This window comes from Bradyrhizobium sp. sBnM-33, from assembly GCF_032917945.1.
Lineage (GTDB): Bacteria > Pseudomonadota > Alphaproteobacteria > Rhizobiales > Xanthobacteraceae > Bradyrhizobium.
This window is the reverse complement of record NZ_CP136624.1, coordinates 6,084,334-6,100,249: the sequence shown is the minus strand read 5'-3', so window position 1 is coordinate 6,100,249 and position 15,916 is coordinate 6,084,334. Positions and strand designations below refer to the sequence as shown.

The following is a 15,916-nucleotide window of genomic DNA, read 5'->3' as shown; positions in this document are numbered from 1 at the left end:
CCCGGACGCGGCCTGCGGAAAGACAGTTTTGATGAACCACGATACGCGGCTGCGCGAAGCCCTTGAGGCCCGCGCCAGCCCGTCAGGGTCGGTTGCGGCGGCCACGGCAAACGGTGTCTATGCCGCGCTGGACCTTGGCACCAACAATTGCCGGCTTTTGATCGCCAGCCCGGCCGGCGACGGTTTTCGCGTCGTGGATTCGTTTTCACGGATCATCCGGCTTGGCGAGGGCATTTCCGCAACCGGTTCCATCAGCGAGGCGGCGATCGAGCGCGCCATCGCGGCGCTCAGCATCTGCAGCGACAAGATCCGCTACCGCAAGGCCAAGCGCCTGCGGCTGATCGCAACCGAAGCCTGCCGCGCCGCCGCCAATGCCGACAGCTTTCGTGCCCGCGTCGCGAGCGAGACCGGCATCCGGCTCGAGGTGATCGATCGCGAGACCGAGGCAACACTCGCTGTCATCGGCTGCTCGCCGCTGCTCGACGCAAAAGGGCGGGGCGCGATCCTGTTCGACATTGGCGGCGGCTCGACCGAGCTGGTCCGGATCGAGCGCGATCCGGAAGAGCAGAACGTGGCGCCGCGCATCAAGGCGTGGATGTCGGTCCCGCTCGGCGTCGTCACGCTGGCTGAGCATTTCGGCGGACGTGACGTCACGGCGGCATCCTATGCCCGGATGGTGCGCGAAGTCGCGCAATATGTGGCGCCGTTTGCGGCCGAGCACGGCACTGATTTGCGTGACATGCATATGCTGGGCACCTCGGGCACCGTGACGACGCTTGCCGGCATCCATCTCAATCTGGCGCGCTACGACCGCCGGCGCATCGACGGCGTCTGGATGAACGGCCCCGACGTCACCGCGGTGATTCAGCGGCTGCTCGGCATGAGCTATCAGGAGCGGGCCAACAATAATTGCATCAGCGTCGAGCGCGCCGATCTGGTGCTGGCCGGCTGCGCCATTCTCGACGCGATCCGCGACGCCTTTCCATTGCCTCGGCTCCGCGTCGCCGACCGCGGCCTGCGCGAGGGCATGCTGGTCGAGATGATGCGAGAGGACGGCGCGCTGCGGCCGTGCTGATGCGGGCTATGCCCGAAAACCGGAAGAGCGGCTGAAAGCCAGCCGCTCTTCCCTGAAAGCTGAGCGGGAGGGCCGCACTAGGCGGCACGCCGCACCTCTTCCATATTTTGCTTAATCTGCTTTCCGGCATCGTCGGCCAGTTTGAGCGACATATCGGCTATCCGACGGCTGCTCTCCAGAACAGATCCCACGGTCTCACGTACCAGGTCCGTCTGAACGGCTGCAACCTCCTGAGGCGTTCGGCAGGCCCACAATTCGTTCATTCGGTCCATGCTCGTCTCGACCTGATGGCGAACCAACTGCAGGTATTCCTGCGAGATGCCACCCATCACCTTGGCAGCAGTTGTGCCGGTATAAAGGATGGTTTGCGCGTTGCGGGCCGATCGTTCGGTTGCCTGTTGCACTCCTTCTCCTGACAGGCCGAGCGTACGACCAAGTTGCTCGGTGGACCGCCCCATGACGGTCGTCGCCATATCCAGGCCGAAGCGCCAGGTGTTCTGTAACGTCTCGGCGTTTTGCTGGAATAGAGTAGCGCTTGCCCGGGCCACTTCCTCGCCGGCTTCGGCCGCCACTTGTCCGACGCGCGTCGTCTGCTCGGCTGCAGCTTGTCCAAACCGGCTGGTCTGTTCAGCAGTCTTCTCGCCGGCGCGGCGTGCTGCGTCTTCCATACCTTGGGTAGACTTCTCCTCTTGGCGTGGGTTTGCCATCTTATCTCTCCGCTGATTGCAGGTTGATGACTTCCCCAGCTCCGTCCCGGGCAACGCAATCGCTGTGAGACCGTTCCAAGCCTTCCGAACTTTTCCGCGCTTCTCGTTCAGTTCGCAACGACTGCTTAGGAACGTCGGCAACATGTCGCGGTTGTGCCGCAGACTGGCTATTCACCCGCCGCAATTCGGCTGGCTACGCACATCACGAGGCTCAGCGAATGTCCACTGCCGAAATCATCCTTGTCGCCGTTATCGGTGTCCTCCTTGTTCTGGTGATCGGGAATATAGTGTTCTCGTTCCTGGCCGAACGAAAGAACCCACCGATCGGCAGTTTCATCGACTGCGACGGTGTGCGGCTGCATTACCTCGAACGGGGTGACCCGGCAGCTCGGTGCGTCGTGCTGTTCCATGGCAACGGCACGATGATCCAGGATCTCATCATCAGCGGACTTGTGGATCGTCTTGCCAGCCGCAGCCGGGTCATATGCTTTGATCGGCCGGGCTTCGGATACAGCGGGCGGCCGCGCGCGCGGATCTGGACTGCAACGTCCCAAGCGGCGCTGTTTGTAAAGGCGCTTAAACAGCTCGGTGTGCGCGATCCTGTCGTGCTCGGCCACTCCTGGGGCACGCTGGTTGCTGCCGCCATCGGATTTCAAAACGACTACCCGATCCGCGGTCTTGTGCTTGCCTCCGGATACTACTTCCCCACGCCGCGGTGGGACTTCTGGATGCTGTCAGGTCCGGCGATACCGATCATAGGGGACCTGGTCCGTTACACAGTCGCGCCGATGATCTCATGGGCCATTTTGCCGGGCCTCATTCGCAAGCTCTTTGCGCCCCGCTCTGTCCCCGAAAACTTCAAGCATGGCTTTCCAGCGTCCCTGACGCTCAGGCCAAAGCAGCTTAGGGCGGCCGCTGAGGAAAGCGCGTTCCTCATTCCCCAGGCCGCACGGTTCCAGTTTCGTTATTCGAGCATTCGGTGCCCGGTCCACATCTTCCATGGAACGGGAGACCAGATCATCGAACCCGAGCAGGCCAGGCGTCTACACAGGGTGCTTGGTCGTTCCGACCTGCATCTCATGCCGGACGCCGGACACATGGTGACCTATGCCGACAGCACCGCTATTGCGCAGGCCGTCGAGTCCCTGGAAATCGCCATGATCAAATAGGGGCTGGCGCTTCAACGCGTAGCCACTTCCGTGCTACTGATTCCAGGCTCCGGGTCTGGGCTGGCATTTCAAGACAAGTATCGATATGGCGAAAGACACCACCGGACGGCTGCACGTCACGGTCAAGAGCGCGGGCAAGCGCAAGCTGTCGTCAAAGCTCTGGCTGGAGCGGCAGCTCAACGATCCCTACGTGGCCAAGGCCAAGCGGGAGGGCTATCGCTCGCGCGCGGCCTACAAGCTGATCGAAATCGACGACAAGTATCGGTTTCTCAAGCCCGGCAACGCCGTGGTCGATCTGGGCGCGGCCCCCGGCGGCTGGAGCCAGATCGCGGCCAGGCGTGTCGGCGCGATCAATGGCAAGGGCAAAGTGGTCGCGATCGATCTGCTGGAAATGCCGGAAATTCCCGGCGTCGATTTCGCGCAGCTCGACTTTCTGGCCGAGGACGCACCCGAAAAGCTGATTGCCATGATGGGCGGGCGCGCCGATGTCGTAATGTCCGACATGGCGGCCAACACCACCGGCCACCGCAAGACCGATCAGCTCCGCATCATCGGCCTCGTCGAGACGGCGGCGGCCTTTGCCGCCGAGGTGCTCAATCCCGGCGGGACGTTCCTGGCAAAAGTCTTTCAAAGCGGCGCCGATGCCGAACTCGTCGCGCAATTGAAGCGCGACTTTTCCAGCGTGCGCCACGTCAAGCCGGCCTCGAGCCGGCAGGACTCCTCGGAGCGCTACGTGCTGGCGATGGGATTTCGAGGGCACCGCAGTCAGCCCTGAGCGCAACCTTTGCGGCCCGTGACTTGATAGCGTCTCCAGCAGTTGCAGTAGAAGACGCGAGCGGGCGCTAGGTCTTGACAATTCCTCTGGAACTTTCCTCCCATACGGCGTATTTCATTACTCGGGCGTGGTCTGTTTACCGCTTGCAGCGCTGACGCCACCGGGAATTTCTGCAGCGAGCCGCGCCTCCGTCTGGGAAGGAGTATTCCCGTGATGGAGCAGAGGACCAGAGTTGGCAATCGATTGTTAGCTGCGTTGCCGCCGGCAGACCTCGATTTGCTTGTGCGTCATTTCCGATTGGTTAGCCTTGAACGTGACGCCGTGCTGGTGCGGTCGGGCGATCCAATAGAACGGATTCATTTCCCGCTTAGCGGCCTGATCGCTTTCGTGATGGATATGCCGAGCGGACAAACCGTCGCGACCGCCGTCGTTGGCAATGAAGGAGCCGTGGGAGTCCTGACGAGTCTGGGGCCTTCCCGCTCTCCGATGACGGCGGTGGTGCGGGTGGCGGGGACTGCGCTACAGATCTCGCCAGCACAGTTTCAGGCGTCGCTTGAACGCAGCGGCGCCTTGAGGGGAACGGTTCAAACCCACACCAGGGCGCTAATGGCCCAATTCCAACACGTCGCAGCCTGCAATGCGCTGCACTCGGTGACGGCCCGGCTGGCAAGATGGTTGCTGCAGCTCCGCGATCGTGCCGACGGCGACATCCTGCCGCTGACGCAAGACACGCTTTCGGAATTGCTCGGTGTGCGCCGCCCGACGGTGACGCATGTCATATGCAAGCTGCGCGAGTCGGGCGGAATCCGATCCAATCGGCGCGGCTCGATCGAGATTGACAGGCCGCGGCTCGAGGCGGCGACATGTGAGTGCTACCAACTCATGCGCCGTAGAATCGATCGCATCGTCCTGACGGACGAAATGAAATCGGCGCCTGTGGCCGAAGCTTCCCTGTTTGCCAATGCGGACGAAGAGCGGCAGCGCACTCCCGCGCGGGGTGTAACCGGCCAACGGCCAAAGGGGTCATTGAGAGGTCATTGACCGGATTGCAGGCCTCAACGGCTCGACGTCGATTGCAGGGCGAAAGCGGTCCCGAGCAAGCGCCATTTTTCTTCCGGCTCGTGAACCCAGGCCTCCCGGGCAAACCATTCGTGGTTGGACTGGCAGATCAGAGGTGCGTGCGAAAAACACCGGGCGTGAAGGGCGCCGCGAGTCACCCCAGCCGCTGATCCCGTGCGTCCTCGGTGCCTTCGCTGGCGGCCTTCTTGGTCGCTGCTTTTTCCGCAGCCTTGCGGCTGGAGATCTCGACGACCTTGCGTCCCGAAATCTCGTGGCCGGCGTCGTCTGGCATCTGCCAGAAGAAGTATGCCGACGCCGCTGAGATGATCGCGACCACGAGGAACGCGGGCGGGAATACGCCGGCACTCAACTCGGTGACATGCTGGTACAACATGGTCGATTCCACCGAGAACGCGCCGACGGCGACGCCTGCCGAAATCGCCAGTTGCTGGTTGACGCTGACGAGCGTGGTCGCTCTGCTCATCTGCGCCGGTTCGACCTCGGCATAGGCGACGGTATTGATCGCGGTGAATTGCAGCGAGCGGAAGAAGCCGCCGACCACCAGGATGATGAAGATCAGCAACAGCGGCGTTGTCACCGTGAACAATGCGCAGGCCGCGAGGAAGACCGCGCTGATGACGGCGTTGACCGTCATCATGTAGCGGAAGCCGAAGGCGCGGATGATCCGCGCCGCCAGCGTCTTCATCCCCATGGCGCCGACGGCCGAAGCAAACGTCACCATGCCGGACTGGAACGGCGTCAGCCCAAAACCTTCCTGCATTAATAGCGGCAGCAGGAACGGCAGCGCGCCGATGCCGAGCCGGAACAGGAAGCCGCCGATAATGCTGGCGCGCATGGTGGACAGTCGCAGCAGCGAGAAATCCAGCACCGGCGAGCCGGTTCGTTTCGCGTGCATGACATAGAGCGTCATCGAGATGGTGCCGACTGCGACGAGGCCCGCGATAACAGGCCAGGGCAACAAATTGAGGCCCGCGACCGAAAGGCCAAAGGCGATGCCGGCTAGCCCAATCCCGGCCAGCACCAGCCCGTAGAGATCGAAGCGCTCGGGATCCTCGCTCTTGATCGGGTCGATGTACTTCATCGCCATGAAGATGCCGAGCAGCCCGATCGGGATGTTGATCAGAAAGATCCAGTGCCAGGAGAAATAGGTGGTGATGAAGCCGCCGAGCGGCGGGCCGATCACCGGCCCGACCAGAGCCGGCACTGTTACCCATGTCATCGCATTGACCAGCGCGCTCTTGTCGATCGAGCGCAACAGCACCAGCCGCCCGACCGGCGTCATCATCGCCCCGCCCATGCCTTGCAGGATGCGGGCGATCACAAAATGGGTGATGTTCTGCGACAGCGCACAGCCAATCGACCCGATCATGAACACGCCGATCGCGATCGAGAACACCATGCGCGCGCCGAAACGGTCCGCGGTCCAGCCGCTGGCCGGAATGAACACGGCGAGCGAGAGCAAATAGGACGTGATCGCCAATTTCAGTGTCAGCGGGCTCGTGCCGATGTCAGCCGCGATCGCCGGCAGCGAGGTCGCAATCACCGTCGAGTCCATGTTCTCCATGAACAGGGCGGTGGCGACGATCAGCGGGATCAGGCGTTGCTTATCCATCGGGATGGGGGGCCGGAGAGAGAAACAGGCAGGCGAGGGGCCTGTATCATCCCGCCGTCACACAAGCCATTGCGGAACCGGGCAAACCACCTAAATCCTGCGTGACGCTGGTATGCACCGCGCCAGGCCCGGAGGTCCGCATGATCTACGTTCTCGCTGCTCTGTTGCCGCCGCTCGGGCTGCTCCTGAACGGGCAGCCGTTTTCGGCGATCTTCAACCTGGTCCTGATCGTGTTTTGCCTGGTTTTCGGGCTGATCTTCCACGTCCTGCTCTTGGTGCCGTCGGCGCATGCGCTGATCGCGGTTCACATGAAGCGGGAGGACCGCCGCCACCGCGAGGTGGTAGAGGCGATCCGCCAGCACGGGCCACCGCCGGGCTATCGGCCGTAAGGCCTTCCCGTAAGCTCTCCCGCTAAACCCTTGGGATTGCGGCGTTTCCCGAAAAGTCTGTGCATAGCAGTCAAACGCTTTGATTCGGCGTGCTGCCATGCTATCGACCACCGTCAACCCCATCGATGGGCTTCGATTCGACGGCGATGCCGCTAGCATCGCCGAAGGCGGCGTTCATCCATAGAACTGATCGCGGCGGCGAGCCGCCGAAAGGAGTTGGCAATGGCGCAGGGACTTCAGGGTATCCGTGAAGCCTTCACGTTCGACGATGTGCTTCTGAAGCCCGGTCTTTCGGATATCTTGCCCTCGGAGGCTGATATCCGCTCCCATGTGACCCGCGCGATTCCGCTGAACATTCCGATTATCGCGTCGGCGATGGACACGGTCACCGAAGCGCGCATGGCGATCGCAATGGCGCAGGCGGGCGGCATCGGCGTCATCCACCGCAATTTCGAGCCGGACGGGCAAGCCGCCCAGGTGCGGCAAGTCAAGAAGTATGAATCGGGAATGGTGGTCAATCCGCTGACCATCGGTCCCGACGCGATGCTGTCGGACGCGCTGGCGCTGATGAAGGACCATGGCTTTTCCGGCATTCCCGTCGTCACCGGCGCCAGCAAGAACACGCCCGGCAAGCTGATCGGCATTCTCACCAACCGCGACGTCCGCTTTGCGACCAATCCCAAGCAAAAAGTCTCGGAGCTGATGACGCACGAGAACCTCGTCACGGTTCGCGAGAACGTCAGCCAGGACGAGGCCAAGCGGATGCTGCACACGCACCGCATCGAAAAACTGCTCGTCGTCGACGACCAGTACCGCTGCGTCGGGCTGATCACCGTCAAGGACATGGAAAAGGCGGTTGCGCATCCGCTCGCCTGCAAGGACGAGCATGGCCGCCTGCGTGTGGCTGCCGCGACCACGGTCGGCGAGGGCGGCTTTGAGCGCACCGAGCGGCTGATCGATGCCGGCGTCGACCTGATCGTGGTCGATACCGCGCACGGCCATTCCTCGCGGGTACTCGAGGCGGTCAACCGCATCAAGCGACTTTCCAACGCAGTGCAGGTGATTGCCGGCAACATCGCAACGAAAGAGGGCGCGCAGGCGCTGATCGACGCGGGCGCTGACGCGATCAAGGTCGGCATCGGGCCGGGCTCGATCTGCACCACGCGCATCGTCGCCGGTGTCGGCGTGCCGCAGCTCACCGCGATCATGGATGCGGTGGAAGCGGCGAAGAAAGCCGACGTTTCAGTGATTGCCGATGGCGGCATCAAATATTCCGGCGATCTGGCCAAAGCGCTCGCCGCGGGCGCCGACATCGCCATGGTCGGCTCGCTGCTCGCCGGCACCGACGAGACGCCCGGTGAAGTGTTTCTGTGGCAGGGCCGCTCCTACAAGGCCTATCGCGGCATGGGGTCGGTCGGCGCGATGGCGCGCGGCTCGGCCGACCGCTACTTCCAGCAGGACATCAAGGATACGCTGAAACTGGTGCCCGAGGGCATCGAGGGCCAGGTGCCGTACAAGGGGCCAGTCGCCAACGTCATGCACCAGCTCGCCGGCGGCCTGCGTGCCGCGATGGGCTATGTCGGCGCCCGCAATCTCGCCGAATTCCACGCCAAGGCTCAGTTCGTCCGCATCACCGGCGCGGGCCTGCGCGAAAGCCACGTCCACGACGTGACGATCACGCGGGAAAGCCCGAATTATCCGGGCGGGGCGTGATTCTCCCTGTACGCGGTCCTTCCGGGGCGATGCGAAGCATCGAACTATGGAATTGCGCACCTGAGAATCTCGAGATTCCGGGTCTGGTGCTCGCGCACCATCCCGGAATGACGGCGTTTTAAGAAGGGATGCGGTACTCGCCACCGTCATTGCGAGGAGCGCTAGCGACGAAGCAATCACTCTTTTTCGTTGACGAGAATGAATTGCTTCGCTTCGCTCGCAATGACGAAAAACAACAAACCGGAGGAACAACCATGTCCCAGGGCAAACGCATCGTCCTCGCTTCGCGCCCCGTCGGCGAGCCCAAACCTTCCGATTTCCGTCTCGAAGATTGCCCGATCTCCACGCCGGGCGCCGGCGAGGTGCTCCTTCGCACCATCTGGCTGTCGCTCGATCCCTACATGCGCGGACGCATGAGCGAGGGGCCGTCCTATGCGCAGCCGGTGCCGATCGGGGGCGTGATGGAAGCCGGCACGGTCAGCGAGGTGATCGCCTCAAACAATCCCGCCTTCGCCAAGGGCGACATCGTGCTATCGCGCAATGGTTGGCAAACGCATGCGATTTCCGATGGCAAAGGCCTGACGAAAATCGATCCTGACATTGCGCCGATCTCGACCGCGGTCGGCGTGCTCGGCATGCCCGGCATGACCGCGTATACGGGCCTGCTCGACATCGGCAAGCCGCAAGCGGGCGAGACGGTCGTCGTCGCGGCCGCTTCCGGCGCGGTCGGCTCGGCGGTCGGCCAGATCGCCAAGATCAAGGGGGCGCGCGCGGTCGGCATCGCCGGCGGCAAGGACAAATGCGCTTACGTCAAGAATGAACTCGGGTTCGACGATTGCCTCGATCACCGTGATCCTGACCTCGCGGCCAAGTTGAAGTGTGCCTGCCCAAAGGGCATCGACGTCTATTTTGAAAACGTCGGCGGTGCCGTGTTCGAAGCGGTGTTCCCGCTGCTCAATGCCTTTGCGCGCGTTCCCGTGTGCGGCCTGATCGCGCATTACAACGACACGCAGGCGGTGGCGCCGAAATGGGCACCGTCCCTGATGCGCGCGGTATTGACCAAGCGCCTGACCATCCGCGGTTTCATCGTCAGCGATTTCGCCGCGCGTCACGGCGACTTCCTGCGCGACATGTCGGGGTGGGTGCGCGAGGGCAAGGTCAAGCACAAGGAGTTCGTCACCGAAGGCCTCGAGAGCGCGCCGGCCGCGTTCATGGGCCTTCTGAAAGGCGCCAATTTCGGCAAGCAGCTCGTACGCGTCGGGCCGGACAAGATTTGAAGCCGGCGCGCCCGAGTTCTAGGAACCATCAACGAAGAAGCTCACGGCTACTTGAGGCGCGCGGCGGAACGTCCCCTCGAAACTGTCGTTTGGTTTTGACATTCAAAGGAGAAGCCAAATGATGAACTGCAAGAAACTATCGCTCGGCTTGGTTGCCGCTACGATGCTGGCCACTCCTGCAATGGCTCAAGTGGTCTATCAGGAGCCCGGCGTTATAGGCTATAGCTATCCGAACTCAGCTTACGTCACAGGAGGCTACGGCGTCAGGACCACGCCCCCGGGCTACTATTATGGTAGCCGGTTTCACCCGGCTCCACGCGTGGGCGCATTTGCGTCACAGCCTTGGGACGATGGCTCCTACTATTCCTATGGTCTCGTTGAGCGCCAGTGGTGATGCTCTCTGAAAACTAGGAATTCCTGCCAATCAGCGAATCCAGATCAACATCGGATTGTCCCGGCGCTCTGACGTGCCGGACCTCAAAGGCGTCGGGCTGGAAACGATACTCTACCAGCCCGACTTCCTTTGTGCCGATGACCGGTTGAATTCTGTCTGGAAGGATGAAACCTGTCGACGGCGCCCAGATATGGCGCGTGTGGCGATAGGTGAAGTCGCGACGCTGGTGGACGTGGCCTGAGGCGACCAGCCGCAGATCCACCGCGGAGAACAGCTCGACCAGATCGTTGCGCCTCGGCTGCGGAACGTAGCGGATCGCGGTTTCGGCCGTCTCGGGATCATCAGGCGCGTTCAGAAACAGCGGCTTGTGCAGGAACAGCGCGGCCGGCTTGCCGTTCACGCGCGCAAGTTCTAAGGCGAGCCAATCGAACTGCTCAGCCTCGCTCTCGATCCCCGTGTTCATGATCAGCGAGTTCAGCCCTATAAAGCACCAGCCCGCCGCATCGAAACGCCAGCGGTCCTCGCCGATCACGGAAAGATATTTCTGCCGCTCGTGTTCGGTTGCCGGCGGCTTCGGCGGGGCGCCGACAGCCGTCGGATTGTCACCGACGTCGTGATTGCCCGGCAGATGCCGGCTGGGCACCGGCAGCGCGTCGTGCAGTTCCTTTGCAAAATTGAGATCGTCCGGGCTGGTCGGCGCATCGAAGGCGAGATCGCCAGTATTGATGACCAGATCGGGACGCGTTGCGTCGATATGCTCGCTGACGCGGTGAAAATTGTCGGTGAGTTTCTGCAGACGGCGGGCGAGGTGGGTGTCGGAAATTTGCGTCAGGCGAAACTCGGGCATGCAATAGTCCTTTTGGACGGATTATCGCCGCGTCCCGAGTCAGAACGATGACGGATCCGAACTCTTGCCCAACCTCAATCGTCGTACCCCGGGTACCCAGTGCAGATCTCAGGTGTTACCCCAACGTCCGTCGCCAGAACGCTAGCATATCCGCCTTGAACAGCTCGGCATCCCCATCGCGGCTTCCAATCTTCGCGCCCTTGCGGCCGTAGCCGGCCTTCAGCGCATAGATCATCAGGTCGCGGTCGGTCAGCTTGCTCTCCGCGACGCCCTGAAGCGGATGGATGAAGGCGCCGTCATTGGCGATATAGGCCGTCGGCGCGGCGGGGGAGACGGACGCGTCGGGGACGTTCTCGATTCCAGTGCCGCGGTCAAAGCTGTGCTGCGCGCCGCCGATCAGCCGTATCGTCGCCTTGCCGCCGGAAAGGCGGATGGCCTGGCAGTGGCCCTGCACCTGCATCGGCGAGCACCATTCATCGGCATCGCCCATGATGACGCGGATTTCGGTTTCGTCGACGGACGGATCGAGGAACTGGTGGCCGCTCCAGGGATAGGCGGCAAGCACGCTCCTAAATCCGGCGCCCGCGCCGATCACTGCATCGGCAAAGCGTCGCGTCGCGGCCGTCAGCACGGCTGAGCCGCCGCGGCTGTGGCCCTGCGCGCCGATCCGGGAGGCGTCGATCTCCGGATGGGTTGACAGCATCTGCCATGCCGCCAGCACGTCATAGGCGCTGGCGGCAAACGAGAACTGGGTCTGATTGGCAACCGTCGAGGTCACGTCGCGCCCGCCGAAACTGTCGAGGACAAACGCTGCAAAACCGTCGCCGACCACCGTTTCGGCATGCGCAAGGTGCGAGGGCGCAACGCCGAGGCTGCCGGGCACCACCATCACCAGCGGGAGCTTTCCGTTGAGCCTGCGATTGTTCGAGGCCGGCAGGAACAGCTTGCCATCGATCACAAGTCTGGGCAGCTCGGCCGCATTGCTGATGACGTGGAAGTAGTTGACGGGATTGGCGGTGAGAATGTCGAAATTCTGTCCCTTGACGCCGCCAGCAAAAACAATGTCCTGATCGCGAAATCGCAAGTTGCAATCCTCCCGCGGCTGCTCTCTTTCGGCGACCGTCAGGGATACAGTAGAGCGCTGGTTATTCCCGTCAAAGCAAATGTGCCCGACGGTCTTGCCATCTTTAGATCTCAATGCGCCTCAGAGCACGCGGTAGCGGATCGCGAAGGCGTCGTGGATTTCGGTCGTCACCGTTCCGCCATTGGCGGCGACGATGCCGTCGGCCAGGTGCCACGGCCCGAACTGGTCGGAGCGCGATGGGCTTGCCGGCAGCCGCAGCCGGAACGTGCTCTGGGCCCGGCCGGGCAGGTTCAGCACCATCATCCGCTCGGTGGTGCGGTAATCGAGCGTCACGGTCCCGCGCAAGATGCTGCGGCCGTCGGCGGTCGAGGCCAGCGCCTCCTGGACTTTCGCCAGCTTCTGGTTCCGGTCCGTGAGCAGCTCGATCTGGATGTCCGCCGCGGTCGTCAATGTCGCCTTCGGCAGTCGGATTTCAAATTCCACCGCGGGCTTTGCCGGATTGACGCCGAGATAGGCCTGCGCCGCGTGCCTGATATCCGAGATCGCGAAGGCGAGCAGGACCAGCACCGCGGAGGCCGCAAGCCCGTGCTTGACCAGATCGTGGCGGCTGCGGTGGCCGCCGTGGAAATAGACCGAGAGCATGATCGCGACCGCCAGCGCCGCGGCGATGCCGGCCAATGCCGACATGACGATGCCGAGGCCGCCATCGGGGCTGTCGCTGAATCCGACGGCCCGGAGCAGGGAGGCCATGGAATCGCCGGGCAGCTCGGCGGCGCGGCCGGCGCCGGTCAGGATCGGGGAGGTGATGTTCATCGCCTGCTCGCGGATTGCTTCAAGATCGATTCGAGACCAGAACCTTCGGAATTCTCGGTAGTTGGTCGTCCGGGCTCTCCCTGTGGTTCAAGCGAGCCAGGTTAAGTGCATTTGTCAGGTGAGGGGCACCTCGTTATTGCTGTAAGGCCACGCAGGCTTCGGGGGAGATTCTCATGTCGGTTCAAATGGTTTTGCTGCCGGTCTTCATTCTGATCGGGCTCACATTCTTCCTGATGTTCTGGATGGTGACGGCCCGCACCAAGGCGGTGAAGGCCCGCGAAACCAGCCTGAGGGACATCGCGCTCGGGCAGCCGAAATATCCGCCCCGCGTCGCCCAGATCGGCAATTGCTTCTCAAATCAGTTCGAAGTACCCCTCCTTTTCTACGTCCTGATCGCGCTGGCGCTGCCGCTGCGCCGGGCCGATCTCTTCATCGTGCTGATGTCCTGGGTGTTCGTGGTGACACGATTTGCCCATGCCGGCATTTTCGTCACCACCAACAACATCCAGCAGCGCAGCCTGGCGTGGTTTGCCGGCGCGCTGGTGCTGCTTGCGATGTGGATCTACTTCGCGCTGAAGCTTTTGCTTCTGATCTGATCTTTGTTTGACGCGTTTTCTTTACGCGAACCGGTTCCCACTTCGCTTGAAAACGCTATGGAAAGCTTCTGATGACCCCCGCTGCCCGTCTTTCCGCCGCCATCGAACTGATCGACACCATCGACGCGCAGCGCGTTCCTGCGGCAAAGGCGCTGAAGGAGTGGGGCACTGCGCATCGTTATGCCGGGTCAGGCGACCGCGCCGCGATTTCGGGCCTGATCTGGGACGTGCTGCGGCGGCGGGCATCGAGCGCCTGGCTGATGGATGCGGACACGCCGCGGGCGCGCGTGCTCGGCATGATGAAGCTCGAGCGCAAGCTCGATGTGGAGGCGATATCGGCGCTCTGCGACGGCAGCCGTTTTGCGCCGAAACCGCTGACCGAGGCCGAACGATCGGCGCTCACCTCGCGGACCCTCGACGACGCGCCGCCGCACATCGCCGGCGACTATCCGGAATGGCTCGATCCGCATCTGGCCGCCGTGTTCGGCGAGGACCGCGTCGCGGAGGCAGCCGCGATGGCAAGCCGCGCTCCGCTCGATCTGCGCGTCAATACGCTGAAGGCCAAGCGCGAAAAAGTGCTGGCGTCGCTCAGCCATCTCGGAGCTGCGCCGACGCCCTGGTCGCCGATTGGCCTGCGCATCGAACTCGGCGCCGACGCCCGCAATCCTGGCATTCATGCCGAGGAGGATTTCATCAAGGGCGCGATCGAGGTGCAGGACGAGGGATCGCAACTCGCGGCACTGTTCACCGCAGCAAAGCCCGGCGAGCAGGTGATCGATCTCTGCGCCGGCGCCGGCGGCAAGACGCTGGCGCTCGCCGCGATGATGCAAGGCAAGGGGCGCCTGATCGCGACCGACCGCGACAAGCGCCAGCTCGCCCCGATCTACGAGCGGCTGTCCCGCGCCGGCGTCCACAACGCCGAAATTCGCGCGCCGAAGGGCGACGCTGATCCATTGGCCGACATCAAGGCGTCAGCCGACCTCGTCCTGATCGACGCGCCCTGCACCGGCACCGGCACCTGGCGCCGCAACCCCGACGCCAAATGGCGCATGCGCCCCGGCGCGCTGGAGGTTCGCTTGAAGGACCAGGCCGAAGTGCTTGATCGCGCAAGCCGCCTGGTCAAGTCCGGCGGCCGCATCGCCTATGTCACCTGCTCGGTGCTGCCAAGCGAAAACGGCGAACAAGTCCGCGCCTTCGTGGCACGTCATCCCGACTTTTCGATTCAGCCACTGAACGAGACGGCAAGCGTGCTGTGGGACAAGGCGGAGGATTTTGAAAAGGCTGCGCTGCGGTCGCCGGAGGGCTGGCTGATGACCCCGCGAAGGACGGGCACGGACGGTTTTTTCGTCTCGCTGCTGAAGAAGGCGTGACGCTGTTTCCCCGTCATTGCGAGCCAACGGGTCGCGCGAATGCGCGCCCGATGACAGGCTCCGCGAAGCAATCCATCGCGCAACAAGCGGAGGAATGGATTGCCGCGTCGCTATCGCTCCTCGCAATGACGGGGGTGAGATCATCAATCCACAATGAACAACTTCGCCCCGGTCTTTGTCGACGAGCGATGCGCGGCGTCGCCGAAATCCGAGACCTGATAGCTCATCCCTGCACGAAGCTTGAACGTGCGTCCGTCGCGCAATTCGGTATCGAGCTCGCCTTCCAGCACATAGAGCACATGGCCACGGTCGCACCAGTGGTCGGCGAGGTAGCCCGGCGAGTACTCCACAATCCGAACGCGGAGATCACCGATGTTGAGCGTGCGCCAGCGCGCTTCGCCCGTTTCGCCGGGATGCGTGGTCGCGGGCATCTGGCTCCAGTCGGTGACGGTGAAGGGCAGGGTGGGGATTTTCATGCGGGATACCTGTGGCAAGAAGGCGTAAATCTCTCCCCGTCATTGCGAGGAGCGTTAGCGACGAAGCAATCCATTCTTTCAGCGTGTGGCGATATGGATTGCTTCGCTTCGCTCGCAATGACGGCTGTGGTCGATGCGATCGGCGTCAATGCGCCAGATGGTTGGCCGAACCCTGCCTGATCTTTCCATTCGCATCGAGCCGCAGATATTCGCAGATCTGCGCGCCGCGCTCGTTCTGGTAAAACACCACCACGCTGTCGGGGCTCACATACGTGTCGATCAGGTCGAAATGCAGGTTGGGCAGCAACTGGAGCGCCTTGCTCCAGTACATCCGAAGCTTGTCCTTGCCGCGCAGCGTGCCACTGGCCGCAAGCCCGAGCGCCTGGATGCGGTCGGAAGTCATCTCGGCATCCTCGGCATAGAGCGCGAGGATGCGCTCGAGGTCGTGCGAGTTCCAGGCCGCGATCCATTCCCGGCCGAGCGCGGCCAGATCGGACGCCGCGTAATGCTGGCGTTGCATGTTTCCTCCTTTGCTTCCG

At 62.9% G+C, this 15,916-nt stretch carries 17 protein-coding genes; 10 read left to right on the top strand and 7 right to left on the bottom strand.

Annotated features, from left to right (window positions below):
- The first annotated feature begins 31 nt into the window (after positions 1-31).
- The gene (locus RX328_RS28790) at positions 32-1,075 is read left to right on the top strand and encodes a Ppx/GppA phosphatase family protein (RefSeq protein ID WP_213249850.1); all 1,044 of its coding nucleotides are present in this window, start codon (positions 32-34) and stop codon (positions 1,073-1,075) included.
- A 77-nt stretch (positions 1,076-1,152) separates the two neighbouring features.
- Here RX328_RS28790 and phaP read toward each other — a convergent pair whose 3' ends face one another.
- A complete protein-coding gene (gene phaP, locus RX328_RS28785) occupies positions 1,153-1,782 on the bottom strand; it encodes a phasin family protein (protein WP_213249851.1) in 630 nt (209 codons plus the stop codon).
- Between the two features lie 218 nt (positions 1,783-2,000).
- On the opposite strand from phaP, the gene RX328_RS28780 reads away from it, so the two are divergent.
- The 3 genes from RX328_RS28780 to RX328_RS28770 all read left to right on the top strand — a co-directional run bounded on the left by RX328_RS28780 (position 2,001) and on the right by RX328_RS28770 (position 4,767).
- Positions 2,001-2,951, top strand: a complete 951-nt coding sequence (locus tag RX328_RS28780; protein WP_213249853.1) for an alpha/beta fold hydrolase — start codon at positions 2,001-2,003, stop codon at positions 2,949-2,951.
- A gap of 85 nt (positions 2,952-3,036) precedes the next feature.
- Positions 3,037-3,726, top strand: coding sequence for an RlmE family RNA methyltransferase (locus RX328_RS28775; RefSeq protein WP_213249855.1), 690 nt, complete (start codon positions 3,037-3,039; stop codon positions 3,724-3,726).
- Positions 3,727-3,939: 213 nt separating this feature from the next.
- On the top strand, positions 3,940-4,767 hold the full coding sequence (locus RX328_RS28770; protein ID WP_213250072.1) for a Crp/Fnr family transcriptional regulator: 828 nt from the start codon (positions 3,940-3,942) through the stop codon (positions 4,765-4,767).
- 172 nt (positions 4,768-4,939) lie between these two features.
- On the opposite strand, the gene RX328_RS28765 is transcribed toward RX328_RS28770, so the two are convergent.
- Positions 4,940-6,418 carry a DHA2 family efflux MFS transporter permease subunit gene (locus RX328_RS28765; protein WP_213249857.1) on the bottom strand — a complete coding sequence of 493 codons (1,479 nt, stop codon included), beginning with the start codon at positions 6,416-6,418 and terminating at the stop codon, positions 4,940-4,942.
- A 140-nt stretch (positions 6,419-6,558) separates the two neighbouring features.
- Between RX328_RS28765 and RX328_RS28760 the strand changes: the two genes are divergently transcribed.
- From RX328_RS28760 to RX328_RS28745, 4 genes are all read left to right on the top strand, one after another.
- The gene (locus RX328_RS28760; RefSeq protein WP_028346604.1) at positions 6,559-6,807 is read left to right on the top strand and encodes a hypothetical protein; all 249 of its coding nucleotides are present in this window, start codon (positions 6,559-6,561) and stop codon (positions 6,805-6,807) included.
- A gap of 222 nt (positions 6,808-7,029) precedes the next feature.
- The gene (guaB, locus tag RX328_RS28755; RefSeq protein ID WP_213249859.1) at positions 7,030-8,520 is read left to right on the top strand and encodes an IMP dehydrogenase; all 1,491 of its coding nucleotides are present in this window, start codon (positions 7,030-7,032) and stop codon (positions 8,518-8,520) included.
- A gap of 254 nt (positions 8,521-8,774) precedes the next feature.
- A complete protein-coding gene (locus RX328_RS28750; protein ID WP_213249861.1) occupies positions 8,775-9,797 on the top strand; it encodes an NADP-dependent oxidoreductase in 1,023 nt (340 codons plus the stop codon).
- A gap of 118 nt (positions 9,798-9,915) precedes the next feature.
- The gene (locus tag RX328_RS28745) at positions 9,916-10,191 is read left to right on the top strand and encodes a hypothetical protein (RefSeq protein WP_213249863.1); all 276 of its coding nucleotides are present in this window, start codon (positions 9,916-9,918) and stop codon (positions 10,189-10,191) included.
- Positions 10,192-10,204: 13 nt separating this feature from the next.
- Here the strand turns inward: RX328_RS28745 and RX328_RS28740 are convergent, their stop codons facing one another.
- The 3 genes from RX328_RS28740 to RX328_RS28730 form a co-directional block, all read right to left on the bottom strand.
- The gene (locus RX328_RS28740; protein ID WP_213249865.1) at positions 10,205-11,038 is read right to left on the bottom strand and encodes a metallophosphoesterase family protein; all 834 of its coding nucleotides are present in this window, start codon (positions 11,036-11,038) and stop codon (positions 10,205-10,207) included.
- Between the two features lie 115 nt (positions 11,039-11,153).
- Positions 11,154-12,122: a dienelactone hydrolase family protein gene (locus RX328_RS28735; RefSeq protein WP_213249867.1), complete on the bottom strand. Its 969-nt coding sequence runs from the start codon at positions 12,120-12,122 to the stop codon at positions 11,154-11,156.
- A gap of 120 nt (positions 12,123-12,242) precedes the next feature.
- Positions 12,243-12,935 (bottom strand): acriflavin resistance protein, encoded by a 693-nt coding sequence (locus tag RX328_RS28730; protein WP_312017977.1) that lies wholly within the window; start codon positions 12,933-12,935, stop codon positions 12,243-12,245.
- Positions 12,936-13,108: 173 nt separating this feature from the next.
- Between RX328_RS28730 and RX328_RS28725 the strand changes: the two genes are divergently transcribed.
- Together RX328_RS28725 and RX328_RS28720 are read left to right on the top strand one after the other, a co-directional pair.
- On the top strand, positions 13,109-13,531 hold the full coding sequence (locus RX328_RS28725) for an MAPEG family protein (RefSeq protein WP_213249869.1): 423 nt from the start codon (positions 13,109-13,111) through the stop codon (positions 13,529-13,531).
- Between the two features lie 71 nt (positions 13,532-13,602).
- On the top strand, positions 13,603-14,901 hold the full coding sequence (locus RX328_RS28720; protein ID WP_213249871.1) for an RsmB/NOP family class I SAM-dependent RNA methyltransferase: 1,299 nt from the start codon (positions 13,603-13,605) through the stop codon (positions 14,899-14,901).
- A gap of 143 nt (positions 14,902-15,044) precedes the next feature.
- Here the strand turns inward: RX328_RS28720 and RX328_RS28715 are convergent, their stop codons facing one another.
- Both RX328_RS28715 and RX328_RS28710 read right to left on the bottom strand, forming a co-directional pair.
- Positions 15,045-15,377: a DHCW motif cupin fold protein gene (locus tag RX328_RS28715; protein ID WP_213249872.1), complete on the bottom strand. Its 333-nt coding sequence runs from the start codon at positions 15,375-15,377 to the stop codon at positions 15,045-15,047.
- A 145-nt stretch (positions 15,378-15,522) separates the two neighbouring features.
- Positions 15,523-15,897: a nuclear transport factor 2 family protein gene (locus RX328_RS28710; protein ID WP_213249873.1), complete on the bottom strand. Its 375-nt coding sequence runs from the start codon at positions 15,895-15,897 to the stop codon at positions 15,523-15,525.
- Positions 15,898-15,916: the final 19 nt, after the last annotated feature.